We start from the raw sequence: 26916 nt of genomic DNA, 5'->3' as shown, positions 1-26916 counted from the left end.
GCCCGGGGCGAGGTGGGACGAGGTGAGCAGGGGTGGGGGATTCATCCCCCCTCCACCGCCCGTGCGGGACGCGCTCGAACGGTCGGGACCCTTGACCGGAAGTTATTTTCTGGATATCCGTGATCCTTGGAAGTTTCTTTCACCATCACCTCGTCACCGAGTACGGCCGAAGGAGCTCACGTGCACCACCGCCCCTCCAGACGCACCCTCCTCACCGCCACCGCCGCCACCGCTGTCGTCGCCGCGACGGGTACGGCACTCGCCCCCGGCGCCGTCGCCGCCCCGAGGTCCGCGGGCGGCAGCCACAACTCCGCAGCCACCACCCGGCGGCTGAAGCGGCTCATCTCCCGGATGAGCCTGGAGGAGAAGGTCGGCCAGCTGTTCGTCATGCGGGTCTACGGGCACTCCGCCACCGACCCCGACCAGGCCGACATCGACGCCAACCTCGCCGAGATCGGTGTGCGCACCGCGGCGGAGATGATCGCCAAGTACCACGTCGGCGGCATCATCTACTTCACCTGGGCGCACAACACCCGTGACCCGCACCAGATCGCGGAGCTCTCCAACGGCATCCAGCGGGCCGGTCTGGCGGGTCCGACTCCGCTGCCCCTCCTCGTCTCGACGGACCAGGAGCACGGCATCGTCTGCCGGGTCGGCGAGCCCGCCACGCTGATGCCGGGCGCGATGGCGCTCGGCGCGGGCCGTTCGCGCTCCGACGCCCGCGAGGCGGGGCGGATCGCGGGCGCCGAACTGGCCGCGATCGGCATCTGCCAGAACTACGCCCCGGACGCGGACGTCAACGTCAACCCGGCCAACCCGGTGATCGGGGTGCGCTCCTTCGGCTCCGACCCGCAGTCGGTGGCCGCGATGGTCGCCGCCCAGGTGAAGGGGTACCAGAGTTCCGGGATCGCCTCCACGGCCAAGCACTTCCCCGGCCACGGCGACACCAGCACCGACAGCCACACCGGTCTGCCGGTCATCACCCACACCCGCGAGCAGTGGGCCGAGCTGGACGAGCCGCCGTTCCGGGCCGCGATCGCCGCCGGTATCGACTCGATCATGACCGCGCACATCGTGGTGCCCGCGCTCGACCCGGCCGAGGACCCGGCGACCCTGTCCCGGCCCATCCTCACCGGCATCCTGCGCGAGGAGCTGGGCTACGACGGCGTCGTGGTCACCGACTCGCTCGGCATGGAGGGCGTGCGGACCAAGTACGGCGACGAGCGCGTGCCGGTGCTGGCCGTGCAGGCGGGCGTCGACCAGCTGCTCAACCCGCCGGACCTCGACGTCTCGTGGAACGCCCTGCTGGCGGCCGTCAGGAGCGGCGAGGTCAGTGAGGCCCGGATCGAGGAATCGATCCTGCGCATCCTGCGGCTGAAGACGAAGCTCGGGCTGTTCGATGACCCGTTCGTGAGCGGCCGGGGCGTGGACCGTACGGTCGGCACCCGCTCGCACCTGGCCGCCGCCGACCGGATCGCGGAGCGCACCACCACGCTGCTGGCCAACGAGGGTTCACTGCTGCCGCTCTCGCGCCGCTCCCACCGCGAGCTGCTGGTGGTGGGGGCCGATCCGGCCTCCCCGTCCGGCACGACGGGCCCGCCGACCACCACCCTGGCCGCCGAGTTCAAGGAGCTGGGGTACGTGGCGACCGCCCTGTCCACCGGGACCGCGCCGGCCAAGGCGGACATCGACGCGGCGGTGGCTGCGGCGCGGGGCAAGGACGCGGTGGTGGTGGGGACGTACAACGTCACGGCGACCAGTTCGCAGCGCACCCTGGTGAGCGCGCTGGCCGCGACGGGCGTCCCGGTGATCACCCTCGCGATCCGCAATCCGTACGACATCGCCCAGCTGGCCGGAACGGGGCACGCGGCGAGCCTCGCCGCGTACTCCTGGACCGATGTCGAACTGCGGGCGGCGGCCCGGGTGATCGCCGGCCGCGCGGAGCCGCGCGGCGCCCTGCCGGTGCCGGTCCAGCGCGCGGACGACCCGGCGCGGGTGCTGTACCCGGTGGGCTACGGGCTGTCCTACTAGACACGGCCCAGCAGGTGTCCGGCGGCCGCCCGGGGTGGGCGGCCGCCGGACCGGTCACGCTACGGGCGCCGGTGGCCGAGCCGGTGCTCGGTCGTCAGGTCCCGCTTGTCGAGCACCGCGTCGAACTTCGCGAGCGGCTTCGCCTTCGCCGGGTCCGCCTGGACGGCCGTCGGGGCGACGCCCGCCCAGCGCAGGATGGCGGCGGTGGCCGTGGCGTTCTCGGACGGGATCAGCCCCGCGACGTTCGAGCCGTGGTTGCCGCCGGGCTGGGTGAAGACGTAGCTGTCACGGGCGCCCGCGCCGAGCCGGAAGCGCTCCGCACCCCACGGGTCGTTCTGCCCGTACACGTACAGCATGTGGTCGGCGTGGTGCCTGACCCAGTTGTCGACGTCCCGCATCACCGAGGGCTGGGCCTTCATGGGGATGGAGCGGGGCACGAAGGTGCGCGGCGGCTGGTAGCCGTACCGGCTGAGCTTGCCGAGCCAGGGCTGCTTGATGTCGGGTGAACCGAGCTGGGTGCCCGCCTGGTAGTAGTACGGCGTGTACGTCTCCAGGCCCTGGTCGGCGTAGGCGGAGAAGCCGGAGATCGAGTCGATGGAGTCCCAGATCGCCTGGTCGGTGGCGTTCTTGGCGTCGGCCGGGATCGATTCGCAGTCGGCGAGCAGGCTGTACTGCCAGAACGCCCAGATGTAGTCCATGACGACGGCCTCGTAGGCCTTGTCGAGGGTGCCGACGGTGTTGAAGGTGTAGCCGTTGTCGGCGGCGTACTGCCGGTACTTCTTCTCCAGCGGCTTCCGGCGGACGAGCGCCTCGCGCTGCACACCGTTCAGCTTGTCGCGGCACTCCTTGGTGCCGACACCGGCCAGGAACCGGTCGTACGCCGAGTCCTCCTTGTTGACCACGTCGTTGGGCGCGACGTACGCGACGACGCCGTCCATGTCCTTCGGGTAGTAGCGCTCGAAGTACGTGGCCGTCATGCCGCCCTTGGAACCGCCGGTGGTCAGCCAGTTCTTCGAGTAGATCCGCTTCAGCGCGGTGAAGACCCGGTGCTGGTCACTGGCGGCCTGCCAGATGTCGAGCTTGGACCAGTCGGCGGGCGACGGGCGGGACGGGGTGAAGAACCGGTACTCCAGCGAGACCTGGTTGCCGTCCACGATGCGGGTCGGCTCGGAGCGGCTGGGGTTGGTCGAGACGTTGTACCCGCTGGTGAAGAACACCGTCGGCCGGGAGGTGTCCTTGTGCAGCAGGGTGATCCGCTGCTGGAACGTGCCCTTGGACGGGTGCCGGTGGTCGACCGGCTGGGTGTAGTTGAGGACGAAGTAGCGGTAGCCCGGATAGGGCTTCTCCTCGATCAGACTCATTCCCGGGATGGCCAGGATGCGGTCCTTGATGTCCGTGCTCGTACCGCTGTCACCTACGGCGGAACGGAGCGCGGCCGGTTCGGCGGCGGTGGCCGCCCCGGCGGAGGCACCCGTCGCACTCACTGTGCCGATGAGCATCGCGAGCGACAGGAAACCTCTGAGCGCCTTGCGCATACACCCTCCCCTTGATTCACGACAGACCACGTGAACCTAGCGGGGCAACACCCGTGCCGCCAGACCTCATTGCCGCCGGGCCCGGACAGATCACCCGGTCAGCACAGATTCCGGCCCGGTCAGCACAGAATCCAGCCCGTGGTGCCCGTCCGGCCGGAGATGGTGCCGGAGACCCGGACGCACCGGTTCAGCGCGTGGACCGTCACCGGTCCGGCCTGCCGGGTGAAGTTCCCGCTGTCGACGACGGGGTGGCCGCCGCGCGGCTGGATCTGTACGGACATCTTGCGACGCGCGCCGGGCTTGGCGGCCACCGCGAGGGCGCAGGCGTAGGAGCGGTTCTTGTAGACGCGCAGCTCGCCGGTGCCGAACTTCAGGGTCTTCGCCGGGCGTCCGGCGCAGACCGACGCGGCGCTCGCCCCGGTCGCCCCGATCCCGCCGATGAGCAGTCCGAGGGCAGTGGTCAGGACCAGCGCCAGCAGCCGCACGGAGCTCCCGCGCCCCGTGCGTCCGTGCGGCCCCTCGGTCCGCCCGATCGTCACTCTGTTCACCAGCCACCCCATCGCCTCATCGAACACATGCACCACTATCCGCCGCATGTGTGTATCTGCGTACGACGCGGGAGCCCATCCGGAGGTTGCACCCGGCGTGCTCCACATTCCGGGCAACCAAATCGCCACACGATGGCTCCAACAGGACAGAGCCATACGAAAGGAAGGCACCGTCATGACCCGACTCCGCACCACCCAGCACTCCCGCGGCCGCCGCATCATCGGCCGCACACTGCTCGCGGCCACGCTCCTGACCGCGGTCGCCGCCGTTCCGGCCGCCGCGGCCGTGGCACCGCAGCGGGCGTCCGCCTCGGCACCGGCGCGCGACGACGTCGCCGAGGCCGAGGCCCAGGAGGTCGCCCACTTCTACGGCTCGTACCTCGACGCAGTCGCCGCCGAGGACGGGGCCAAGCTCGCCGGCGCGCTCCGCGGCTTCTACCTCACGCCCGAGCTGCGCCAGGAGCTGCGCGCCTGGGAGAAGGCCAACCACGCGGACGGCGTGCTGCGCGCCCAGGACGTCCCGGCCGCCTTCCGTGTCACCGCGGGCGGCAGCGGCGCCGGTCACGCCTGGACGCACGTCCGGCTCACCTGGGGCTCGGTCGCCCACCCGACGTACACCGAGCTGACGGTGCAGTCGGCGACGGGCACCGGGAAGATCACCGGCATCCGCGGCTAGGGTCTTTCCGGCGGACCATGGCCGGGGGCGCCACGTCCGCCGCCTCTCACACCCCGGCAGGCTCGTCCTCCCCTATGAAGGTGCGCCACAGCACGGCGTACTTCCCGTCCAGGGCGAGGAGTTCGTCGTGCGTGCCGTCCTCGACGACCCGGCCGTGGTCCATCACCACGACCCGGTCGGCGCGGGCGGCGGTGGTGAGGCGGTGGGCGACGACCAGTGTGGTGCGCCGGCCCGCGAGGCGGTCGGTCGCCTGGTTGACCAGTGCCTCGCTGGCCAGGTCCAGGGACGCGGTGGCCTCGTCGAGCAGCAGGATGTCCGGGTCGACGAGTTCGGCGCGGGCGAGCGCGATCAGCTGCCGCTGTCCGGCGGAGAGGTTGCGGCCGCGCTCGGCGACCTCGTGCAGGTAGCCGCCGTCCAGCGTGGCGATCATGTCGTGCGCGCCGACCGCCCTGGACGCCGCCTCCACCTGCGCGTCGGTGGCATCGGGCCGCCCGTACGCGATGGCGTCGCGGACCGTGCCCGCGAAGAGGTACGCCTCCTGCGGGACGACGCCGAGCCGGTGCCGGTACGACGTGAGACCGAGGCTGCGCAGATCGGTGCCGTCCGCCGTGACGCGGCCGTCCGTCGGGTCGTAGAACCGGGCGACGAGCTTGACCAGGGTGGACTTGCCCGCACCCGTCTCGCCGACGAACGCGACCGTCTGACCGGCCGGGATCCGCAGGTCGACGCCGGTGAGCGCGGCCTCCTCGCCGGTGTAGGCGAAGGACACGTTCTCGAAGGCGATCTCGCCGCGCAGTGACAGCACGTCCAGCGGTTCGTCCTGGTCGGCGGTGGACGTCGGCTCCTGGAGGAGCTCCTGGATCCGGCCGAGCGAGACGGTGGCCTGCTGGTAGCCGTCGAAGACCTGCGAGAGCTGCTGCACGGGTGCGAAGAACAGATCGATGTAGAGCAGGTAGGCGACCAGCGCGCCCGTGGTGAGCGTGCCGTTGTCGACCCGGCCGGCGCCGACGATCAGCACGGCCGCCGCGGCCACCGACGACAGCAGCTGGACGAACGGGAAGTAGACCGAGATCAGCCACTGGCCGCGGACCCGGGCCTCGCGGTAGTAGTCGCTGCGCCCGGCGAACCGCTCGGCGCCGTCCCCCTCGCGGCGGAAGGCCTGCACGATCCGGAGCCCGGACACGGACTCCTGGAGGTCGGCGTTGACGGCGCTGATGCGCTCACGGGCCAGCTCGTACGCCTTGACGCTTCTGCGGCGGAAGAAGACCGTGCCGATGATCAGCACCGGCAGGGTCGCGAAGACCACCAGCGCCAGTTCGACGTCCAGGACCAGCAGCGCCACCATGATCCCGAAGAAGGTGACGACGGAGACGAAGGCGGTGACCAGGCCAGTCTGCAGGAACGTGGACAACGCGTCCACGTCCGTCGTCATCCGGGTCATGATCCGGCCGGTCAGCTCGCGCTCGTAGTAGTCGAGGCCGAGGCGCTGGAGCTGCGCGAAGATCTTCAGCCGCAGCGAGTAGAGCACCCGCTCGCCGGTGCGGCCCGTCATCCGGGTCTCACCGATCTGGGCCGCCCACTGCACCAGTACGACGACGAGGCCGAGGGCGGAGGCCGCCCAGACCGCGCCGAGCGCCAGCTGGGTGACGCCCTCGTCGATGCCGTTCCTGATCAGCACCGGCAGCAGGAGTCCCGCTCCGGCGTCCACGGCGACCAGCGCGAGGCTCACCAGCAGCGGGAGCCCGAAGCCGCGCAGCAGCCGGCGCAGCCCGTAGGACTCCTCGGCGTGCACGGCGCGGGCCTCGTCCACGTCCGGGGTGTCGGTCGCCGGGGGCAGGGCGTCGACCTGGGCGAGGAGTTCGGGGGTGGCGGGCGTGCCGGCCGCGTCGGCCTCCCGGGCCTCCTCCTTGCGGACCCACAGCTCGGGGGTGATGCCGCGCTCGGCGTCGAACTCGGCGTCCAGCTCCTCCTGGAGCGCGCGGTCGTCCGCAGGGTCGGCCGCAGGGCCGGCCGGCCGGTGTCCGGGCGAGGTGCCGCCTAGCTCGTCCGGGTCGGTGAGCAGCCGCCGGTAGAGCGGGGAGCGGCGCTCCAGCTCCTCGTGCGTGCCGATGTCCGCGAGCCGGCCGTGCTCCAGGACGGCGATGCGGTCCGCGAGGTTGAGCGTGGAGCGGCGGTGGGCGATCAGCAGCGTCGTGCGGCCCGCCATCACCTCGCGCAGCGCCTCGTGGATCTCGTGCTCGACCCGGGCGTCGACCGCTGAGGTGGCGTCGTCCAGGAGGAGGAGGCGGGGGTCGGTGAGGATGGCGCGGGCGAGCGCGACGCGCTGGCGCTGGCCGCCGGAGAGGGTCAGCCCGTGCTCGCCGACCTCGGTGCCGTACCCCTTGGGGAGCTCGGCGATGAAGCGGTGGGCCTGGGCGGCGCGGGCGGCCTGCTCGATCTGGTCGTCGGTGGCGTCCGGGAGCCCGTAGGCGATGTTGGCGCGGATGGTGTCGGAGAACAGGAAGCTGTCCTCCGGTACGAGGCCGATGGCGGCCCGCAGCGAGTCGAAGGTCAGCTCGCGGACGTCGTGGCCGCCGATCAGGACGGCGCCGTGCGTCACGTCGTAGAAGCGCGGGAGGAGCATCGAGACGGTGGACTTGCCGCTGCCGGACGCGCCGACGAGGGCGACGGTCTCGCCGGGCTCGATGGTCAGCGAGAAGCCGTCGAGGACGGGGCGGTCGTCGTCGTAGCCGAAGCGGACGTCCTCGAACTCGACGCTGGCCGGGGCGTCGGTGGGGAGCTGCTTGGTGCCGTCCTGCATCGAGGGCTCGGTGTCGATGAGCTCCAGCACGCGTTCCACACCGGCGCGGGCCTGCTGTCCCACGGTGAGGACCATGGCGAGCATCCGGACCGGGCCGACGAGCTGGGCGAGGTAGGTGGAGAACGCGACGAACGTGCCGAGGGTGATCTCGCCCCGGGTGGCGAGCCAGCCGCCGAGGGCCAGCATGGCGACCTGGCCGAGCGCGGGGACGGCCTGGAGGGCGGGGGTGTAGCGGGAGTTCAGCCGGATGGTGCGCAGCCGCCCGGCGAAGAGCTTGCGCCCGACCTCGCGCAGTTTGCCGGTCTCCTGGTCCTCCTGCCCGAACCCCTTGACGACGCGGACGCCGGAGACGGCGCCGTCGACGACCCCGGCGACTGCCGCGGCCTGCGACTGGGCGTACCAGGTGGCGGGGAAGAGCCGGGTGCGGGAGCGGCGGGCGATGAACCAGAGGGCGGGGGCGACGGCGACGGCGACGAGGGTCAGCAGCGGCGAGAGCCAAGCCATGATCACCAGCGAGAGCAGGAAGAGCAGCACGTTCCCGATGGTCATCGGGAGCATGAACAGCAGCCCCTGGATCAGCTGGAGGTCGCTGGTGGCGCGCCCGACGACCTGCCCGGTGGACAGCTCGTCCTGCCGCTTGCCGTCGAGGCGGGTGATCGTCCCGTAGATCTCGGTCCGCAGGTCGTGCTGGACGTCCAGGGCGAGCCGGCCGCCGTAGTAGCGGCGGATGTACGTGGATACGTACACCAGCGCGGCGGCCCCTATCAGCAGCCCCGTCCAGACGGCCAGGGAACGGGTGTGGTTGCCCACCACATCGTCGATGATCACCTTGGTGATCAGCGGGACCAGGGCCATCACCGCCATTCCGGCGAGCGACGAGCCGAGGGCCAGCAGCACATTGCGCCGGTACCGCCAGGCGTAACCGCTCAGCCTGCGCGCCCAGCCACGGGGCTGCCGCCCCTCACCCGTCTCCCCTGCGTCCGACACCCGGTGCCTCCCGTTCGACCTGCTCTTCCGGAAGGCACCAACGTGGTGGGCGGCGGATTTCATCCCTCCGCAACAAATACCCGACCTTCGGCCTAGGTCTTGGGCGGATGCCTCAGTGCGCTTCCTCGGTGAGGCGGGAGTTGGTGAGGGAGAGCGCGCCGCCGGCGGCGATCAGGCCCACGACGACCGCGAGCACCGCGTAGGTGATCCGCTCGCCGTGGAAGAACGATGCCACCAGGGCGTGGCTCCAGGTGCCCGCGGGCAGCTGGGTGGTGACCAGTGCGGCGATCATCGTGCCGACCACGGCGGTGCCGATGCTGCTGCCGACCTCCTGGGCGGTGTCGTTGAGCGCGGTGCCGATCGAGGTGCGGTTGGACGGCATGGCGTCGACGAGGGCGATGGCGCAGATCGTCATGACGGTGCGCAGCCCGATGGTCATCACGACCATGCAGAGCGCGATGACGCCGTACCCGTGGTCGACGCCCCAGGACAGTCCGGCCAGCGAGCCGGCCAGGCAGGCGGCACCGACCAGGCAGGCGATGCGGTGGCCGAAGCGGGCCGCGAGCCATTCGGACAGGGGGGTCGCCAGGATCATGGTCACGATGAGCGGCAGGTTCGCCAGGCCGGCCCGTACGGGGCTCCATCCGTAGGCGTACTGGAAGTGGAGGATCAGGCCGAACATCACGGCGGCCATCGCGATGGCCGTGCCGATCTGGGCGATGGCGGCGCCCCGGACGGTGCCGTCGGAGAAGAAGCGGAGGTCCAGCATCGGCGATGCGCTGCGGCGCTCGTGCCATACGAACGCGACCCCTGCGGCGAGGGCGCCCAGGACCGAGGCGAGGGTGGCCGCGGAGAGCCAGCCGTGCTCGACGCCGCTGGTCAGGGAGTAGCAGGCGAGGCCGATGGTGAGGACGCTGAGGACGGCGCCCGGCAGGTCGAGCTTGTCGCGGGTCAGGTCCTGCGGCCGGTCGGCGGGGACGCCGAGGCGGACGCCGATGGCCGCGATCAGGGCGATCGGGGCGTTGATGAGCAGCAGCCACTGCCACCGCACGTGGGCCAGGGCGGTGCCGCCCAGCAGCGGGCCGAGGACGAAGCCGGACATGCCGACGATGATCATCAGGGTCATGGCGCGCATCCGCAGCGCCTTGTCGTCGAACAGCCGGAAGACCAGCGAGTTGGTGATGGGGGCCATCGCCGCGGCGGCGATGCCCAGGCCGGCCCGCAGGGTGATGAGCTCCCCCGCGGTGCTGACGGCGGCGACGCCCAGGCTGAGCAGGCCGAAGACCGCGAGGCCGACCAGCAGCACGCGTCTGCGCCCGAGCCGGTCGGCCATCGATCCGGCGGTCAGCAGCAGTCCGCCGAAGGTCAGTGAGTAGGCGCCGGTGACCCACTGCAGCGAGGTCGTGCCGCTGTGGAGGTCCCGGCCGATCGTGGGCAGCGCGATGGACAGCAGCGTGTTGTCGACCATCTCGACGAAGAAGGCCAGACAGAGCGCGGCCAGCGGGATCCATGCGGCGCGCAGCGACGGATAGGTGCGTGGCGCGGCGGGCGCGGTGGCGGTGGTGGTCATGACGGGCCTCCTTCCGGAACGTCGACGAGTATCGAACGACGTTCTACAATAGAACGTGGTTCGACCATAGAACCTAGTTCGATAAACGCGCAAGCTGTGATTGGATGGGAGTCATGACAGGCCCGCGACCACGACCCGCCGACCGTCCTTCCCGAGGACGTCAGCGCGGCTCGCACTCCATCGAGGCCGTCCTCTCCGCAGCCGTGGCCCTGCTCGACGAGGCGGGCGCGCCGGCGCTGACGCTGCGCGCCCTCGCGGCCCGGCTCGGCACGGGCGTCGGCAGCATCTACTGGTACGTCTCGGGCAAGGACGACCTGCTCGACCGCGCGGTCGAGCACGTGCTCGGCGGGGTGCTGGCCACCGTCGAGAAGCAGAGCGGCAGCGGCGACCCGATCGAGGACCTGCGCGTGATGGCCATCACCCTGTTCGACGCGGTCGTGGACCGGCCGTGGCTGGGCGCGCACTTCATGCAGAACATCGACGTCGAGGGCAACGCGCTGCGGCTCTACGAGGAGCTCGGGGAGAAGACGCTGCGGCTCGACCTCACGCCCCGGCAGCGGTTCCACGCCGTGACGGCGATCGTGGGTGTCGTCGTCGCCAACGCCGCCGACATGGGGCAGGAGCCGCCGCAGGAGGTGGTCGACGGCCTCGTGGGCCGCGAGGAGTTCCTCGGCCGCTACGCCGCGACGTGGCGCACGCTCGACGCCGGGACGTACCCGTTCCTGCACGACATCGTCGACGAGTTCGACGGGCACGACGACAAGGAGCAGTTCCTCTCCGGCCTCGAACTGACCCTGGCCGGTCTGCGCCTCCAGGCCGGGGCGGCGCCCGGCCGGCTCCCGTCCGGGGCCTGAGCGCCTACCGCGGGTGGCCGGCCGTGCGCGAGTTCAGATCCCTGTGCACGGCACGGGCGACGGCCTGGACGGTGCCGATGCCGGTGTTCATCGTCGCGTTGTCCTGGGTGAGCACCGAGAGCGCGTAGTCGTGGCCCTTTCCCGTGAAGGCGCCGACGCTGTGCACCCGCCAGCCGTGGGTGGCCCGCTGCAGCCAGCCGTTCTTGAGCTGGACCGTGGCCGAGGCCGGGGCCCCGGCGGGCGTTCCCCAGCGCTGTGAGGGGACGACCCGGTGCATCAGCCCGAGCTCGTAGGAACGCGCGCTGTCGCTGAGCACGGAGTTCTTCGCGGTGAGCAGGGTCAGCAGCCGCTGCTCGTCCTGCGCGGTGATCCGGGTGAGCCCCCAGTAGCCGCCGGCCCCGGGCACGGTGTGTGTCATCCCGGCCGCCTTGAGGAACGCCTTGACCTTGGTGGCGCCGAGCTGCTTCCACAGGCTGGTGGTGGCGTTGTTGTCGGACTTGGTGATCATGGCGGTGCTGAGGTCGGTCTCGCGGCGCGTGAGGGGGCGGTGGTGCTGGGCGCTGTCCCGCAGGAGCGTGGCCAGCACGGTCGCCTTCACGACGCTCGCGGAGTCGTACGCCGATGTGGCGCGCAGGGTGCACGCCGTCTTCGTGGTCCGGTCGTACAGCGCCACCGCGGTGGTGGACTTGCGCCCCTTGAGCGCCGCGGTGATGTCCCTGGACAGCTTGGCGGCGAGCCCCGCCCTGGCGGAGGCGCAGCTCACCGCGGGCGCCGCGGCGGCGGCGGGCACCGCGCCGAGCGCCACGGGCGCCAGCACCCCGGCGGCCAGGGCGGTGGCCAGCGCGCGCCGGGCGCGGCGGGATATGCGGGATGTGGTCATGATGCGTTCCGGTCCCCTGGGTGGTCCTGCGGGCGCGCCCCTGGCGCCCCGCACGAAAGACTCCCGGACAACCGGAGAGTTGTATGTGACGGAAGCCCCATTCGTCGCGACTGTGACGGGAACAACGCAGCGCCCCCGGAGCCGTAACGGCTCCGGGGGCGACTCGGTCCGATGTCAGCCCTGAAGGTGCGTCGGCTCGAACATCCTGAGCAGTGCCGGGAGCACGACGACCGAGGGGCCGGGCTGCGCGAAGGACTTGGCCAGGTCGCCGGCGAGCGTCTCGGGGCTCGTACGGACGGCCGGGACGCCGAAGGACTCGGCCAGGGCGACGAAGTCCGGGCGGGACAGCTCCGTGCCGGTGCTCTCACCGAAGGCGTCGGTCATGTACTCGCGCAGGATGCCGTAGCCGCCGTCGTCCACGATCAGCCAGGTGACCGGGAGGTCGTACTGGCGGGCGGTGGCGAGCTCCGCGATGGAGTACATCGCGCCGCCGTCGCCGGAGACCGCCAGGACCGGCTTCGTGCGGTCGGCCGCCGCAGCGCCGATGGCCGCCGGGAACCCGTAGCCGAGGCCGCCCGCGCCCTGCGCCGAGTGCATGGTGTTGGGGTGGCGGGCGTCGAAGGCGGACCAGGCCCAGTAGGCGAGGATCGTCATGTCCCAGAAGCTGGGGGACGTGTCGGGCAGGGCCGACCGGATCTCGCCGAGCAGGTGCTGCTCCAGGGTGCGTCCCTGGGCGTCGATCCGCTCCCGTACCCGGCCGAGCACCTCACGGACGCGCTCGGCGGCGGCCGGGTCCTCGCGCGGGGTGACCGCTTCGAGGAGGTCGGCCAGGGCGTCCCGGGCGTCGGCGTGGATGCCGAGCGCCGGGTGGTTGGACTCCAGCTTGCCGGCGTCGGCCTCGATCTGGACGACCCGGCCGCGCGGGGCGAACGTGTAGTAGTTCGAGGAGAGTTCACCGAGTCCGGAGCCGACGACCAGCAGTACGTCGGCGTCCTCCAGGAAGTCCGTCGTGTGCCGGTCCTCCAGCCAGGACTGCAGCGAGAGCGGGTGCTCCCACGGGAAGGCGCCCTTGCCCCCGAAGGTGGTGACGACCGGTGCGGCTACCTTCTCCGCGAGCGCCCGGAGCTTGCCGGAGGCGTCGGAGCGTACGACGCCTCCGCCCGCGATGATCGCGGGCCGCTCGGCGTTCGACAGCAGGTGGGCCGCCACCGCGATGAGCTCGGGGCGCGCGTGCAGTTCGCCCGGGGTGGCGTCCATCGCGGTGACGACGGGCAGCGTCGTGCCGGCGAGGAGCACGTCCTGCGGGATCTCGACCCAGACCGGGCCGTGCGGGGCCGTCAGCGCGGACTCCCAGGCGGCGGCGATCGCGGACGGGATCTGGGAGGCGGTGCGAACCGTGTGGACGGACTTCACGATGTCGCGGAACGACGCCTTCTGGTCGCGCAGCTCGTGCAGGTAGCCGTGGCGTCCGCCGCCGAGCCCCGCGCTCGGGATCTGGCTGGAGATCGCCAGCACGGGCGCGGAGGCGCTGGCCGCCTCCTGGAGCGCGGCGAGCGAGGTGAGCGCGCCGGGTCCGGTGGACAGCAGGAGCGGGGCGACCTCACCGGTGATGCGCCCGTAGGCGTCGGCGGCGAAGCCCGCGTTGTTCTCGACGCGCAGGCCGATGTAGCCGAGCGACGAGCGGCGCAGCGCGTCGAACATGCCCAGCGCGTGCTGTCCGGGCAGCCCGAAGACGGTGGTCGCGCCGAGCCCCTGGAGCGTCTCGACGACGAGGTCGCCGCCGTTGCGGCCGGGCGGGGGGTTCAGCGCGGCGGCGATCTGCTCGGGCGTGAGCTCGGGGCGCTCGTCGTGGTGGTCGTGACTCACTTCGTCCGGGCCTCTGCAATCTGGCGGGTCATGATCGTCGTCAGCTCGTACGCGGTGTGGGAGGCGGCGACGGAGGTGATTTCGGCGTGATCGTACGCGGGGGCGACCTCGACCAGGTCGGCGGAGACCAGGTTGCAGGAGGAGAGACCGCGCACGATTTCGAGCAGCTCACGGGAGGTGAGGCCGCCGGCCTCGGGGGTGCCGGTGCCGGGGGCGTGCGCCGGGTCCAGGACGTCGATGTCGATGGAAATGTAGAGCGGGCGGTCGCCGATGCGCTGACGGAGCTGGTCGGCGATCTCGTCGACGCCGCGTCGCATGACGTCGGCGGAGGTCACGATCCCGAAGCCCATCTTGGCGTCGTCGGTGAGGTCCTGCTTGCCGTACAGCGGGCCTCGGGTGCCGACGTGGGAGAGCGCGGAGGTGTCGAGGATGCCCTCCTCGACGGCCCGGCGGAACGGGGTGCCGTGGGTGTACTCGGCGCCGAAGTAGGTGTCCCAGGTGTCGAGGTGCGCGTCGAAGTGGAGCAGTGCGACGGGGCCGTGCTTCTTGGCCACGGAACGCAGCAGGGGCAGTGCGATGGTGTGGTCGCCGCCGAGCGTCATCAGCCGGGCACCGGTGGAGAGCAGGTCGTCGGCCGCTGCCTCGATCGTCTCGACGGCCTCGTTGATGTCGAAGGGGTTGGCCGCGATGTCACCGGCGTCCGCGACCTGCGCGAGGGCGAACGGCGAGGCGTCCTGCGCCGGGTTGTACGGGCGGAGCAGCCGCGAGGCCTCCCGGATCGCGTTGCCGCCGAAGCGGGCGCCGGGCCGGTAGGAGACCCCGGCGTCGAAGGGCACGCCGACCACGGCGACATCCGTCGTGCCGACCTCGTCGAGGCGGGGCAGCCGGGCGAACGTCGCGGGCCCGGCGTACCGCGGGACGCGGGAGGAGTCGACGGGGCCGCGCGGCGATTCGGTGCTGCTCATGGGTGGGTGGCCTTTCCTTCGATTACGCGCTGCTCGGAGTGTGCCGGATCTCCCGCAACGGCACGGAAGCACTCATACGGGTCTGCCGATGACGCTAGGCGGCGCGGAGTCAACCCTGAAGTGTACGTTTCATCCATTCTCGCCGCAGGAGACGGACGGTTCGTCCATACCGGCTTCCGGGACCGGCCGGACGCCCCTGCCCCGCGCCCCGGAGATCAGGCCGCGGCCGGCCACTGCGCCCGAGCGAGCGAGGTGAGGGTGCGCAGTGCGGACGTGGGGTGACGGTCCTTGTGGACGACGAGGTAGATGCCGAGGACGGGGCGGTGCGCCCATTCCAGGGCGCTGAGCTCCCCCCTGGCGATCTCGTCGGCAACGGCGACCGTCGGCAGCAGCGCCACACCGAGTCCGGCCGCGGCGCAGCGCTTGAGTGCCTCCGTGCTGACGAACTCCATGGTCGCGGGCCGGATCGCGGCCCGCCTGAGCTCGCGGTCCATCACCTCACGCTGTGCGCAGCCCTTCTCGATGAGCAGCAGGGTCTCCCCGGCCAGGTCCTCGGTGCGGACCAGGCCGCCGAGTGCCAGCCGGTGCCGAGGACGGGCGACCAGGCTCAGCTCCTCCTCCGCCAGCCTCTCGGCGGTCACGTTCGGCCCGGCCACCTCTTCCTCGAGCAGGAATCCGGCGTCCAGACTGCCTTCGCCGAGCGCGTTCATCAGAGCGGTCCTGCCGGCCGCGCCGAAGGCCACCTGGAGGTAGGGGAAGCGGTCCTTCAGGGCTCCCAGGACGGTGGGCAGCCGGTGTGCGCACAGGCTCTCCGGTGCGGCGATGCGCAGCGTCCCCCGCACGCGCCGGGGGTCGCCGCTCGCGCCCCGTACCGCTTCGGTCGCCCGCTCCGCGTGGTTGAGGAGCGTCTGGGCGTGGCCTCGCAGCTCACGGCCGGCGTCGGTGAGGGTGACCCGGCGGCCGAGGCGTTCGAAGAGGGGGACTCCGAGATCCGTTTCGAGCGCCTTGATGTGTGCGGTGACGCTGGACTGTACGTACCCCAGCTCCTCGGCGGCACGGGTGAAACTCAGCCGCCGGGCGACCACGACGAACGTAGCGAGATGCTTCAGCTCCACCCATCGATCGTAATCATCGATCGAAACCATTGCAATCATTCGTTGGACGCGATGGGCGAGGAGTCCCCAGACTTCACACATGGCCTTCTCCCCGACAAGGCGCCACCGAGGCTCCGCCGAGGGCAACCGCACCGGTCCTGCCGGGCGCGACTTCCTTCTGCTCCTCGCCGCGACTCTGGGCACCTTCTCCAACTACGCACCACTGCTGTCGGTCGCGCCGCTCTGGTCCGCCGAGGGCGGCTCGGGCTACACGGCCGTCGGCGCCGCGACCGGTGTGACGATGGCGACGACCGTGGGTGTGCAGCTGTGCATGTCATGGCTGCTGAAGCGGGTGAGCCTGCGCCGGATGCTGATCATCGGATCGCTCCTCCTCGGCCTGCCCACCTTCGCCTACCCGGTCTCGGCGGCCATGGACTGGGTGCTGGCCGTCTCCGCCGTGCGAGGTGCCGGCTTCGGAATGGTCGCGGTGGCCGGCAGTGCGCTCGTCGCCGAGCTGATCCCGGCCGACAGCAGGGGCAGGGCCGTGGGGTTGTACGGCATCGCCGTCGGTCTGCCCCAGGTGGCGTGTCTTCCCCTGGGGGTGTGGGCCGCCGAACACCTCGGCTTCACCGCGGTGTTCGTCACCGCGGGCGCCCTGAGCGTGCTGGCGGCGCCCCTCGCCGCCGCGATCAGGGTGCCCGCCCCCGCCGGCCCCGGCCGCCCGCGGCCCCGGTCCAGGACGGGCCCGGCCCAGCTGCGGGCGGTCAGCAGGCCGTTCACCGTCCTGATCACGACCGCCTGCGCGCTGGGCGCCGTCACGTCCTTCCTCCCCCTCGCACTGGCTCAGCCGTCCTCGGCCACGCCCGCGCTGTTCCTCCTGACAGGCGCGGTCATCGTCGGCCGCTGGGTCGCCGGCATCGTCAGCGACCGTTCGGGCGTGGGCCGGCTGATGGGGCCGAGCGTGCTGGCCTGCGCCGCGGGCATGGGCGGCTTCGGACTCGCCGCGGCCAACGGCGCGGCGGCGCTGTCGGGCGCGGCAGCCGTGCTCTACGGCCTGGGCTTCGGCGCGCTCCAGAACGACACGCTGGTGCTGATGTTCCAACGCTCCGGCCCCGACGGCCACGGCATGGCCAGCACCCTGTGGAACATGGCCTACGACGCGGGCACCGGAGCCGGCGCCGTGGCGGTCGGCCTGACCTCCTACGCACTGGGCATCGACGGCGCCTTCGCCGCGGCGGCCACCCTGATTCTTCTGGTGGTCCCCCTCGCGTTCCGCGACGCCCGCTCAGGCCGCCTCCCGGACGCGGCCCCCGCCCAGAACCATCCAGCCGAAACCGCCGCACGCAAGCCGCACGGCCACGCCGCCTGACCGGAACGGGCAGCGCACAGGGCCGTCACGGAACGGGCCGCCGGAGCATCCGGCGGCCCGTTCCGGACGGTCAGCCCCCGACCCGCTCCCCCACCGGCTCCGCCGGCTCCGGCTCGCTGCCGCGTCCGGCCAGCCGTTCGCGCCAGGCGGCCAGGACGGCCGCGTCCGTGGGCTTCGTCGCCAGGGACACCACGACGTAGACCGCCAGCGAGGCCAGCAGGCCGTAGTAGACCGGTTCGTTCGCGAGGATTCCGTACCCCGCCATCAGGCCGACCACCGCGAGGCCGCCCACCGCGACGGCGGCCAGCGCCCCGGCCGCCGTGCCCCGGCGCCACAGCAGGCCGCCCAGGATCGGCACCAGGAGTCCGCCGACGAGCAGGTTGTACGCGACGGTCAGGGCCTCGACCACGTTGTTCAGCGCGATGGCGATGAGGATCACGGCGATGCCCATGATCAGGATGAAGGCGCGGTTGCCCTTCACCTCGTCGTGCTCGGCACCGTCCCCCTCGCGCCTGACCGCGCCCTTGATCCGCGACCAGATGTCGTTGTTGGCGACCGTCGCGCAGGCGATCAGCGCACCGGAGGACGTGGACATCACGGCGGCGAGCGCGGCGGCCAGGACCAGACCCCGCACGCCCACCGGGAGTTCGTCCTTGACGATGGTCGCGAAGGCGGCGTCCGCGGTCGGCAGCTTCGGGTACATGACCTTGGCCGCCGTGCCGATGACCGCTCCCGCGACCGCGTACACCAGGCAGTACGTACCGGCGACGGTGCCGCCCAGGCGGGCCACGCGGTCGCTGCGGGCGGTGAACACCCGCTGCCAGATGTCCTGGCCGATCAGCATGCCGAAGGTGTAGATCAGCACGTACGTGAAGATCGTCTCGCCGCCGATGCCCAGCGGGTCGAAGTACTCGGTGGGCAGCTTGGCCTTCATCTCACTGAAGCCGCCCGCCTTGATCACCGCGATGGGCAGCAGGAGCAGCAGCACGCCGATGGTCTTGACGACGAACTGGACCATGTCCGTGAGCGTGATCGACCACATGCCGCCGAGCGTCGAGTACGCGACGACGATGGCGCCGCCGAGGATGATCGCGACGGTCCGGTTCATGTCGAAGAGGACGTCGAAGATGGTGGCGTACGCGATGGTCGAGGTGACCGCGAGCATCAGCGTGTAGGCCCACATGACGATGCCCGAGATGAGCCCGGCCCGGCCGCCGTAGCGCAGGTCGAGCATCTCGGAGACGGTGTAGACCTTCAGCCGGGCGATGCGGGCGGAGAAGAACACGGAGAGGGCGAGCAGCCCGAGCCCGATGGTGAACACCATCCAGGCACCGGAGAGCCCGTACTGGTAGCCGAGGCCGACCCCGCCGATCGTCGAGGCGCCGCCGAGGACGATGGCGGCCATGGTGCCGGAGTACATCCAGGGGCCGAGCCGGCGGCCCGCCACCAGGAATTCGCTCTTGGACTTGGCGCGGCGCATGCCCCACCAGCCCATGGCGAGCATGCCGGCCAGATAGACGACGATCACGGCGTAGTCGACTGCCATGGGCTTCCCTCCGTCTCGATCACAAGGTTCGTGGGTTCGGTTGTCGTGAAGACGGTAGGTGGCCCGGAAGCGACGCTGAAGTGTACGTTTCATCCATTCTCACCGCACCGAACGGATGAACCCTCCATGCCGGAATCCCCCGCCGGACCGACGGCACCGACCGTCCCTGCCGCACCGGCCGCTCCGCCGACCCCGCCCATCGCGCTGACCGAGCTGCTGGCCAGGGAGGAGCTGGGGCTGCGCCGCATCGCGGGACCCGCCGAGGCGGAGCTGCTGTGGGTGCACACCTCGGAGATGGCCGACCCGTACCCGTACCTGCTCGGCGGCGAGCTGCTGCTGAGCGCCGGGGTGCTGCTCGCGGACCCGGACACCTATGTGTCCCGGCTGGTCGAGGCGGGGGCCGCGGCGCTCGGTTTCGGGGTGCGGCCGGTGCATGACACGGTGCCAGCAGAGCTGATCGCCGCGTGCGAACGGTACGGGCTGCCGCTGATCGAGGTGCCGCCCGAGACCCCGTTCACGGCGATCGCCCGCGCGGTGTGGCAGCTGATGGCCCAGGCCCGGGTGCGCGAGCTGCGCCGGGTGACGCGCGCCCAGCAGGCCCTGGCGACGGCGGCGGCCAGGACCGACCCGGTGCCGGCCGTGCTGCACCAGCTGGCGGCCCAGCTGGAGGGGCGGGCGGTACTGCTCACGGCCGACGGCGAGGAACTGCACGCGGCCGGCCGGACGCCGGCCCCCGACGTCCGGGCCGCGCTCACCCGGCTCGCCCGGGTGGTCGCGCCGGTCCTGCGCCCCGCACCCGCATCGGCCACCGACACCCTGGACACCACCCACCTCGCCGCGTACGCGCTGGGCGGCGGGCAGGGGCTCGTCCTGACCCTGGCGTCGAAGCGGCGCGAGGCGGGCGACCACACCATCGCCGGGGTCGCGGTCGTCCTGCTCTCCCTGCTGGCCGCCCCCCATCAGGGCGCCGACGCCGCAGGCCGCTCGGCGGCCCTGGTCCGGCTGCTGCTGGGCGCGGACCCGGCGGGCGTCGCCCCGCTGCTGGGCGGCGCGCAGCGGTGGACGGTGGTGCACGCCCGCCGCAGCGGCGGCGACCCGGTGGACCCGCTCACGGCCGGGGCGCTCGGCGCGGCCCTGGGCTCGGCGCTGGTCGACGCGGGCCGGGGCGGCGCGGCGGTACGGGTGCTGGTGCCCGGCGACGACCGGATCACCCCGCAGCCCGGCTGGACGCTCGGCGCGTCGGCGCCCGCCGCGATCACCGAGCTGGACGTGGCCGACGCCCGCGCGGCCCGTGCGCTGGGCCGCGCGGAGGCGACCCGCACCCCTCTGGCCCACCACCGCACGGACACCGGCCGCGGCCTCGCCTCCCTGGTGCCCCCCGAGGCGGCCGAGGCCCACGCCCGCGCCCTGCTGGCCCCGCTCACCGAACCCCTCGCCGAGACACTGCGCTGCTGGCTGAGCCTGCACGGCAGCTGGGACCGCACGGCGACCGCCCTGCGGGTCCACCGCAACACGGTCCGCCAGCGCATCGGGCGGTGCGCGACGCTGCTGGGGGTGGACCTGGACGACATGGACGTACGGACGGAGCTGTGGTTCGCGCTGCGGCAGGGATGAGCGCCTGCGCAGGACGGCCGGTTCCGGCGGGCTGAGCGGTCCCTGCCACCACCCCCCGGCGTGGGCAGGGTCCCCGGCCCTGCCCCCGGTCGCGCCTGTCCCGAACGCCTGCGGTCTTGCTACGTGTCAGCCGTCCCCGTCCCCGACCCCAAACCCCCCCGGCCGCCCGGTCACTTCTCCCGCAACGGCACCTCCCGCATCAGCCAGGCCGCCAGGAAGATCACGGCCCCGAGCAGCGCGGCGCCCGCCAGCACCCCGTGCAGGCCCTCGGTGACCGCCGTCCGCACCGCGTCCCGGACCCCCTCCGGCATCCCACGCACCGCCTCGGGCGTCCAGGCCGTGCCGCCGTCCGGCATTCCGGCCGGGCGGAGCCGGCTCGTGTAGACGGCGCCGAGCACCGCGACACCCAGGGAGCTGCCGATCGTACGGACGAGGGTGGCGGTTCCCGTCGCGGCGCCCATGTCGCGCGGTGTCGCACTGTTGATGGTGACAAGCAGCGTGCTCTGCATCAGCAGGCCCATGCCCGTGCCCAGCACGAGGGTCAGTGCGGAGGTCAGCGCCGTGGGGGTCCCGGTGTCCACTGTCAGCAGGACGAGTGCGCCCGTGGCCGTCAGCGCCCCGCCGATGATGGGGTAGGGGCGGTAGCGGCCACCGCCCGCGAGGAGCCTGCCGACCAGGAGCTGGGCGCCGAACATTCCCGCCATCAGCGGGAGCAGCAGCATGCCGCTGGCCGTCGATGACGCGCCGCGTACGAACTGCATGTACTGCGGCAGGTAGGTGGACGTCCCGACCATGGCGGCGCCCACCAGGAACGTCAGCACCTGGGCGAGCGTGAAGTTGCGGTCGGCGAACAGGCGTGGCGGGATGATCGGTTCGGCCGCCCGTCGCTCGACCCGGGCGAACCAGGCCAGGGCGAGAGCGCCCGTCGCCGCGAGGCCGGTGATCTGCGGCGACAGCCAGGCGTACCGCGTACCGCCCCAGCTGCCCACCAGGGCGAGGGCCAGGATCGCGGCGCAGAGCAGACCCGCGCCGGCGTAGTCGATCCGTGCCGTGACCCGCTCGGTGCGCAGGCGCAGGCGCAGGCCGACGACGAGCAGGGCGAGCGCGCCGATGGGGACGTTGACGTAGAAGACCCAGCGCCAGTTCAGCTGGTCGGTGAGGAAGCCGCCGAGCAGCGGCCCGCCGACCAGGGCGAGGGGCATCATGGCCCCGATCATCGCCTGCGAGCGGCCGGCCCGGGAGGGCGGCAGCATGACGCCGATGATGGAGATGGCGCCGACCATCAGGCCGCCCGCGCCGAGTCCCTGGACGGCGCGGAAGGCGATGAGCTGCCCCATGTCCTGGGCGAGGCCGGAGAGTACAGATCCGGCGAGGAACACCACGACCGCCCACATGAAGCTCCCCTTGCGCCCGTACAGGTCGCCGAGCTTGCCCCAGACGGGGGTGGTGAGGGAGGCGGTGAGCAGGTAGGCGGTCACCACCCAGGACAGATGGCCGAGGCCGCCCAGATCGCTGACGATCGTGGGCAGGGCCGTGCCGACGATCGTGCCGTCGAGCAGGCCGAGCACCAGGCCGAGGAGGAGGCCGAACAGGACGAGTTTCGACGGGCCGTCCTCTTCGTCGGCGGGTGGCCGTGCGGCGCCGGCGCCCGGCCGGTCGTGCGTGGACTGACTCATGGTCGCTCCCAGGTCGGTGGTGTCCCGTCAGGCGGCGTACGGGGTGGCGGCCCTGGCGTCCCGCAGCGCGTGCGCCCACCAGGCGAGCTGGTCCAGCAGCGCCTTGGCCGCCGCATCGACCTGGGGGTCCTCGACGGTGCCGTCCGCGGCGAACCGGCCGTAGGCGTTGTGGAAGCTGACCGTGTTGCGGATGGTCGTGGCGTTCAGCTCCGCCATCACGACCCGGAGCTGCTCCACGGCACGCAGGCCGCCGGAGAGGCCGCCGTAGGAGACGAAGGCGACCGGCTTGGCGTGCCACTGCTCGTTGTGCCAGTCGACGGCGTTCTTCAGGGACGCGGGAAAGCTGTGGTTGTACTCCGGCGTGACGAAGACGAACGCGTCGGCTGCCGCGAGGCGCGGCGACACCAGGGCGAGGGCCTCCTCCGTGCCCGGCGCGGGCGGCTGCCCGAACGCGGGCAGGACCGTGGGCAGCGGGGTCTCCGCGAGGTCGACGACGTCCGTGGTCATGTCGCCGCGCTGAGACAGGTGCCCCTTCAGCCACTGGGTGACGACGGGCGCGAAGCGGCCTTCGCGGGTGCTGCCGACGACGACGGCGATGCGGAGCTGCGGGCGGGTGCCGGGCATGGGTTCCCCCTGGAATCCTGGAAGCAGTGGATGTGTACAACGTATTTTTCTGCGTACAACGTATCCAGCGATGTGTACGTTGTCTACCTACAGATACGTCGTATACCCACGGATACGCCGTACGCCAGCCCGTTGTAGGCTGGCCGCCCAGCGAGAGGAGTCCGCCCGTGGCCGGTCAGAAGAAGGACAGCAGCAAGGACAGCGGCGGGAGCAAGGACGCCGGGACGGGGCCGGACGCTCCGCTCTCCCTCTGGCAGCGCCTGGACCAGCCCGCGACCGCACCCCGCACCGCGCTGACCCTGGAGCGCATCGGCACCGTCGCCGTGGGCATCGCCGACGCGGAGGGCTTCGCCGCCGTCACCATGCGCAGGCTCGCCACGGAGCTGGGCGTCGCCCCCATGGCCGCCTACCGGCACGTCTCCGGCAAGGACGACCTGTGGGCACTGATGGCCGAGCTGGTGACCGCGGAGATGCGGATCCCCGACGAGGTGACCGAATGGCGCGAGGTGCTGCGCACCTTCGGCCGGCTGACCCGGGAAATGATGCTGCGGCACCCCTGGGCGGGGCAGCTGCCCACCCATCTCTTCGTGCTGACGCCCGGCCGGCTGGCCATCGCCGAACGGCAGCTGGCGGCGCTCGACGGACTCGGCCTCGACGAGGACACGATGATGGCCGTGTTCCGCACCGTCAGCGCCTTCGCCCACGGCGCGGCACAGTCGGAAGTGGCCCTGCGGGAGTGGTCGGAGTCGGCAGGCTGGTCGTCCGGCGACGAGACACGGCTGGGCCTTGCTCCGCAGATGACGTACCTGATGAGCACCGGCCGCTATCCCACGTACCGGCGCTACGGGCTGCGGGCCACCCGCAAGGACGACGCGACCTGGTCGTTCGAGACGGGCCTGGACTGCGTACTGGACGGGATCTCCGCACGGTTCGGCATCTGAGGCGGCGCCGGGCGCACACCACCGGCGCCCGGCGCACGCGTACCGCCTCCGGCGTGCTCAGCATCACCCTGGACAGCGCCGGTGACTGCCGGGTAACTTTTAATAGTACTGAGCAAGCGCTTAGCCAGCCCGCCCGCAGCTGATAGAGGAGGCACCCCGTGCGCCGTACGGTATTCAACGAGGACCACGAGGCGTTCCGGGAGACCATCCGCGCCTTCATCGCGGCCGAGGTCGTGCCGGTCTACGACGAGTGGTTCGCCGCCGGGCAGGCACCGCGCGACTTCTACCTCAAGCTCGGCGAGCTGGGCGTCTTCGGGATCAACGTCGACGAGGAGTACGACGGCGCGGGCATCGACTCGCACAAGTACGAGGCCGTCATCTACGAGGAGACCGCCCGCGCCGGTGTGTCCTTCGGCGGCTCCGGGGTGCACACCCTGCTCGGGCTGCCCTACGTCAAGATGCTCGCCACCGACGAGCAGAAGAAGCGCTGGCTGCCGAAGTTCACCACCGGCGAGGAGATGTGGGCCCTCGCGATGACCGAGCCGGGCACCGGTTCCGACGTCGCGGGCATGAAGACCACCGCCAAGCTCTCCGAGGACGGCACGCACTACGTCCTCAACGGCGCCAAGACCTTCATCACCGGTGGCGTGCACGCGGACCGCGTGATCGTCTGCGCCCGCACCTCCGCCCCGCGCGAGGACGACCGCCGCTTCGGCATCTCGCTCTTCGCCGTCGACACCAAGTCCGAGGGCTACTCGGTCGGCCGCAAGCTCGACAAGCTGGGCCTGAAGGTCTCCGACACCGCCGAGCTGGCGTTCGTCGACGTCAAGGTCCCGGCCGAGGACCTCCTCGGCGAGGAGAACAAGGGCTTCGGCTACCTCGGCACCAACCTGGCCTCCGAGCGCTGGGGCATCGCCTTCGGGGCGTACGCCCAGGCCGCGGCGGCCGTCCGGTTCGCCAAGGAGTACGTGCTGGAGCGCACCGTCTTCGGCAAGACCGTCGCCTCGTTCCAGAACACCAAGTTCGAGCTGGCCGCCTGCCAGGCCGAGGTGGACGCGGCCCAGGCCGTCGCCGACCGGGCGCTGGAGGCGCTGGACGCCGGTGAGCTGACCGCCGCCGAGGCCGCGTCCGCGAAGCTGTTCTGCACCGAGGTCGCCCACCGCGTCATCGACCGCTGCCTCCAGCTGCACGGCGGCTACGGCTTCATGAACGAGTACCCGATCGCCCGCCTCTACGCGGACAACCGGGTCAACCGGATCTACGGCGGCACCAGCGAGGTCATGAAGTCGATCATCGCCAAGTCCATGGGTCTGTAGAGCGGCTACGTTCTCTCCATGAGCACAGCAAACGACCCCCTGCTCGATCTGCTCCAGCTCCTTGACCTGGAGCAGATCGAGCGGGACATCTTCCGGGGCACGAGCCGTTCGGCGCTCGTGCCCCGCGTCTTCGGCGGACAGGTCGCCGCCCAGGCACTGGTCGCCGCGGGCCGCACCGTCCCGGCCGACCGGAGCGCCCACTCGCTGCATTCGTACTTCCTGCGGGCGGGCGACCCCGGCGCGCCGATCGTCTACACCGTCGACCGCATCAGGGACGGGCGCTCCTTCACCACCCGGCGGGTCGTCGCCGTCCAGCACGGGCAGCCGGTCTTCCACCTCTCCGCGTCCTTCCAGACGTACGAGGCGGGCCTGGAGCACCAGGCGCCCATGCCGGCCGCGCCCGACCCGGAGACGCTGCCCACGGCCGCCGAGATGCTGCCGCGCCACGCGGACCGGTTCAGCGACCCCGGCGTCGTCGACCGGCTGATCGAGGCACGGGCCGCGGTCGACCTGCGGTACGTGGACGCCCCGCCGTTCGGCACCGTCGGGGAGTCGCGCGAGCCCCGCTCGCAGGTGTGGTTCCGCACCAACGGCAAGCTGGCGGACGATCCCCTGCTGCACGTCTGCATGGCGACGTACGTCTCCGACATGACGCTGCTCGACTCGGTGCTGCTGGCCCACGGGCGCGGCGGCTGGGCCGTCGGTGACGTGGTGGGCGCGAGCCTGGACCACGCGATGTGGTTCCACCGGCCCTTCCGGGCCGACGAGTGGCTGCTGTACGACCAGGAGTCGCCGTCCGCGTCCGGCGGGCGCGGGCTGGGCCAGGCCCGTATCTACACGCAGGACGGCCGCCTCGCGATCACCGTCATCCAGGAGGGCGTCGTCCGGGTCCCCCGGAAGGACTGACCGGAACCCGTGGCCGCGCGTGGGACATGCCCGCCCCGGCTGCGGACATACTCCCCACCATGAGTGACGAGAAATCATCGGGCGGGGAGTCCACGTTCACGGTCGTGGTCGCCGCGGCGGCCAACCTCGGCGTCGCCGTGGCGAAGGCCGTCGCGGGACTGATCAGCGGATCGAGCGCGATGCTCTCCGAGGCAGCGCACTCGGTCGCCGACACCGTCACCGAGGTACTGCTGCTCACCTCGCTCAAACGCAGCGAGAAGCCGGCCGACGAGGACCACCCGCTGGGCTACGGCCCGGAACGCTACATCTGGGCGATGCTCGCCTCCGTCGCCACGTTCGTCGGCGGTGCGGTCTTCTCCCTGTACGACGGCGTCCACACCCTCATGGCGGGCGAGGACCTCGGTGATCCGCTGGTCTCGTACATCGTGCTCGGCATCGCCTTCCTGCTGGAGGGCTACTCCCTGCGCACCGGGCTGCGCCAGGTCCGCGGCGAGGCGGCGCGGATCGGCGCGGACCCCTCCCGCTACTTCCGCCGCACGCCCGACACCGCGGTGAAGGCCGTGGTGATGGAGGACTCGGCGGCCCTGGTCGGACTGCTGCTGGCCGCGGGCGGGCTGCTCGGCGGCCAGCTGACGGGTTCCGGCGTCTATGACGGGATCGCGTCGATCCTGATCGGGGTGCTGCTCGTGTACGTGGCCTGGGTGCTCGGCCGCTCGAACGCCCAGCTGCTGATCGGCCGCCCGGTACCGCAGTCGATGCGGACGGGGGTGCGCGAGGAACTGCTCTCCGTGTCACACATCATCGAGGTGCTGGAGCTGACCACCCTCATCCAGGGACCGTCCGAGGTCATGATCGCGGCGAAGGTCGACTTCCGGGACGTCGTCAGTGCCGAGCAGGTGGAGTGGGCCTGTGAGGAGGCGGAACAGCAGCTGCGCGAGCGGTACCCGTCGATCAAGCGCGTGTACCTGGACCCGACCCCGGGGATGGCCCAGCGCCGCCGTGCCCGCGCCGCCGGGACGGAACCGGTCGGGCCCGGCGACGGGGAGGGCAACGGGGACGGCGGGGGGCTGTTCACCGACCGGCAGGAGGACTGAGGCACCGGCGGATCCGGCCGGGCG

The 26916-nt window shown here is 71.9% G+C and carries 20 protein-coding genes; 9 read left to right on the top strand and 11 right to left on the bottom strand.

Features of this window, described 5'->3' with window-relative positions; all coding sequences use genetic code 11:
* The first annotated feature begins 180 nt into the window (after positions 1-180).
* A complete protein-coding gene (locus EDD93_RS16765) occupies positions 181-2031 on the top strand; it encodes a glycoside hydrolase family 3 protein (protein WP_123525903.1) in 1851 nt (616 codons plus the stop codon).
* Positions 2032-2090: 59 nt separating this feature from the next.
* Here the strand turns inward: EDD93_RS16765 and EDD93_RS16760 are convergent, their stop codons facing one another.
* Together EDD93_RS16760 and EDD93_RS16755 are read right to left on the bottom strand one after the other, a co-directional pair.
* Complete coding sequence (locus tag EDD93_RS16760) at positions 2091-3566, bottom strand: S28 family serine protease (RefSeq protein ID WP_123525902.1); 1476 nt, start codon at positions 3564-3566, stop codon at positions 2091-2093.
* A 119-nt stretch (positions 3567-3685) separates the two neighbouring features.
* Positions 3686-4141, bottom strand: a complete 456-nt coding sequence (locus EDD93_RS16755) for a hypothetical protein (RefSeq protein WP_260255758.1) — start codon at positions 4139-4141, stop codon at positions 3686-3688.
* Between the two features lie 148 nt (positions 4142-4289).
* On the opposite strand from EDD93_RS16755, the gene EDD93_RS16750 reads away from it, so the two are divergent.
* Entirely contained in the window at positions 4290-4790 is a 501-nt protein-coding gene (locus EDD93_RS16750; protein ID WP_123525901.1) for a hypothetical protein, read from the top strand.
* A gap of 46 nt (positions 4791-4836) precedes the next feature.
* Here the strand turns inward: EDD93_RS16750 and EDD93_RS16745 are convergent, their stop codons facing one another.
* Both EDD93_RS16745 and EDD93_RS16740 read right to left on the bottom strand, forming a co-directional pair.
* Entirely contained in the window at positions 4837-8577 is a 3741-nt protein-coding gene (locus tag EDD93_RS16745) for an ABC transporter ATP-binding protein (protein ID WP_123525900.1), read from the bottom strand.
* A gap of 112 nt (positions 8578-8689) precedes the next feature.
* Positions 8690-10147: an MFS transporter gene (locus EDD93_RS16740; RefSeq protein WP_123525899.1), complete on the bottom strand. Its 1458-nt coding sequence runs from the start codon at positions 10145-10147 to the stop codon at positions 8690-8692.
* 179 nt (positions 10148-10326) lie between these two features.
* Between EDD93_RS16740 and EDD93_RS16735 the strand changes: the two genes are divergently transcribed.
* Entirely contained in the window at positions 10327-11001 is a 675-nt protein-coding gene (locus tag EDD93_RS16735; RefSeq protein WP_123527817.1) for a TetR/AcrR family transcriptional regulator, read from the top strand.
* Positions 11002-11005: 4 nt separating this feature from the next.
* Here EDD93_RS16735 and EDD93_RS16730 read toward each other — a convergent pair whose 3' ends face one another.
* The 4 genes from EDD93_RS16730 to EDD93_RS16715 form a co-directional block, all read right to left on the bottom strand.
* Positions 11006-11881, bottom strand: a complete 876-nt coding sequence (locus EDD93_RS16730) for a serine hydrolase (protein ID WP_123525898.1) — start codon at positions 11879-11881, stop codon at positions 11006-11008.
* Between the two features lie 174 nt (positions 11882-12055).
* Complete coding sequence (locus EDD93_RS16725) at positions 12056-13747, bottom strand: thiamine pyrophosphate-binding protein (RefSeq protein ID WP_123525897.1); 1692 nt, start codon at positions 13745-13747, stop codon at positions 12056-12058.
* Positions 13744-14712, bottom strand: a complete 969-nt coding sequence (gene speB / locus EDD93_RS16720; protein WP_123525896.1) for an agmatinase — start codon at positions 14710-14712, stop codon at positions 13744-13746. The genes EDD93_RS16725 and speB overlap by 4 nt, the downstream gene beginning before the upstream one ends.
* 215 nt (positions 14713-14927) lie before the next feature.
* Entirely contained in the window at positions 14928-15827 is a 900-nt protein-coding gene (locus tag EDD93_RS16715) for a LysR family transcriptional regulator (protein ID WP_123525895.1), read from the bottom strand.
* Between the two features lie 79 nt (positions 15828-15906).
* On the opposite strand from EDD93_RS16715, the gene EDD93_RS16710 reads away from it, so the two are divergent.
* On the top strand, positions 15907-17175 hold the full coding sequence (locus EDD93_RS16710; RefSeq protein ID WP_123525894.1) for an MFS transporter: 1269 nt from the start codon (positions 15907-15909) through the stop codon (positions 17173-17175).
* 70 nt (positions 17176-17245) lie between these two features.
* Here EDD93_RS16710 and EDD93_RS16705 read toward each other — a convergent pair whose 3' ends face one another.
* On the bottom strand, positions 17246-18721 hold the full coding sequence (locus tag EDD93_RS16705; RefSeq protein WP_123525893.1) for a sodium:solute symporter: 1476 nt from the start codon (positions 18719-18721) through the stop codon (positions 17246-17248).
* Between the two features lie 126 nt (positions 18722-18847).
* Between EDD93_RS16705 and EDD93_RS16700 the strand changes: the two genes are divergently transcribed.
* Positions 18848-20335, top strand: coding sequence for a PucR family transcriptional regulator (locus tag EDD93_RS16700; protein ID WP_123525892.1), 1488 nt, complete (start codon positions 18848-18850; stop codon positions 20333-20335).
* Between the two features lie 170 nt (positions 20336-20505).
* Here the strand turns inward: EDD93_RS16700 and EDD93_RS16695 are convergent, their stop codons facing one another.
* Both EDD93_RS16695 and EDD93_RS16690 read right to left on the bottom strand, forming a co-directional pair.
* Positions 20506-22011, bottom strand: a complete 1506-nt coding sequence (locus EDD93_RS16695) for an MDR family MFS transporter (RefSeq protein WP_123525891.1) — start codon at positions 22009-22011, stop codon at positions 20506-20508.
* A 27-nt stretch (positions 22012-22038) separates the two neighbouring features.
* Positions 22039-22635: an NADPH-dependent FMN reductase gene (locus tag EDD93_RS16690; protein WP_123525890.1), complete on the bottom strand. Its 597-nt coding sequence runs from the start codon at positions 22633-22635 to the stop codon at positions 22039-22041.
* Positions 22636-22802: 167 nt separating this feature from the next.
* On the opposite strand from EDD93_RS16690, the gene EDD93_RS16685 reads away from it, so the two are divergent.
* From EDD93_RS16685 to EDD93_RS16670, 4 genes are all read left to right on the top strand, one after another.
* A complete protein-coding gene (locus tag EDD93_RS16685; RefSeq protein WP_123525889.1) occupies positions 22803-23576 on the top strand; it encodes a TetR/AcrR family transcriptional regulator in 774 nt (257 codons plus the stop codon).
* A 158-nt stretch (positions 23577-23734) separates the two neighbouring features.
* Positions 23735-24892, top strand: a complete 1158-nt coding sequence (locus EDD93_RS16680; RefSeq protein ID WP_123525888.1) for an acyl-CoA dehydrogenase family protein — start codon at positions 23735-23737, stop codon at positions 24890-24892.
* Between the two features lie 18 nt (positions 24893-24910).
* Complete coding sequence (locus EDD93_RS16675; protein ID WP_123525887.1) at positions 24911-25798, top strand: acyl-CoA thioesterase II; 888 nt, start codon at positions 24911-24913, stop codon at positions 25796-25798.
* Positions 25799-25857: 59 nt separating this feature from the next.
* A complete protein-coding gene (locus EDD93_RS16670) occupies positions 25858-26892 on the top strand; it encodes a cation diffusion facilitator family transporter (protein WP_123527816.1) in 1035 nt (344 codons plus the stop codon).
* Positions 26893-26916 lie beyond the last annotated feature (24 nt).

The organism is Streptomyces sp. 840.1 (assembly GCF_003751445.1).
In the GTDB taxonomy this organism is placed as follows: domain Bacteria; phylum Actinomycetota; class Actinomycetes; order Streptomycetales; family Streptomycetaceae; genus Streptomyces.
Note: the sequence above shows the minus strand (reverse complement) of the source record. Positions and strands in the feature narration are given on the sequence as shown.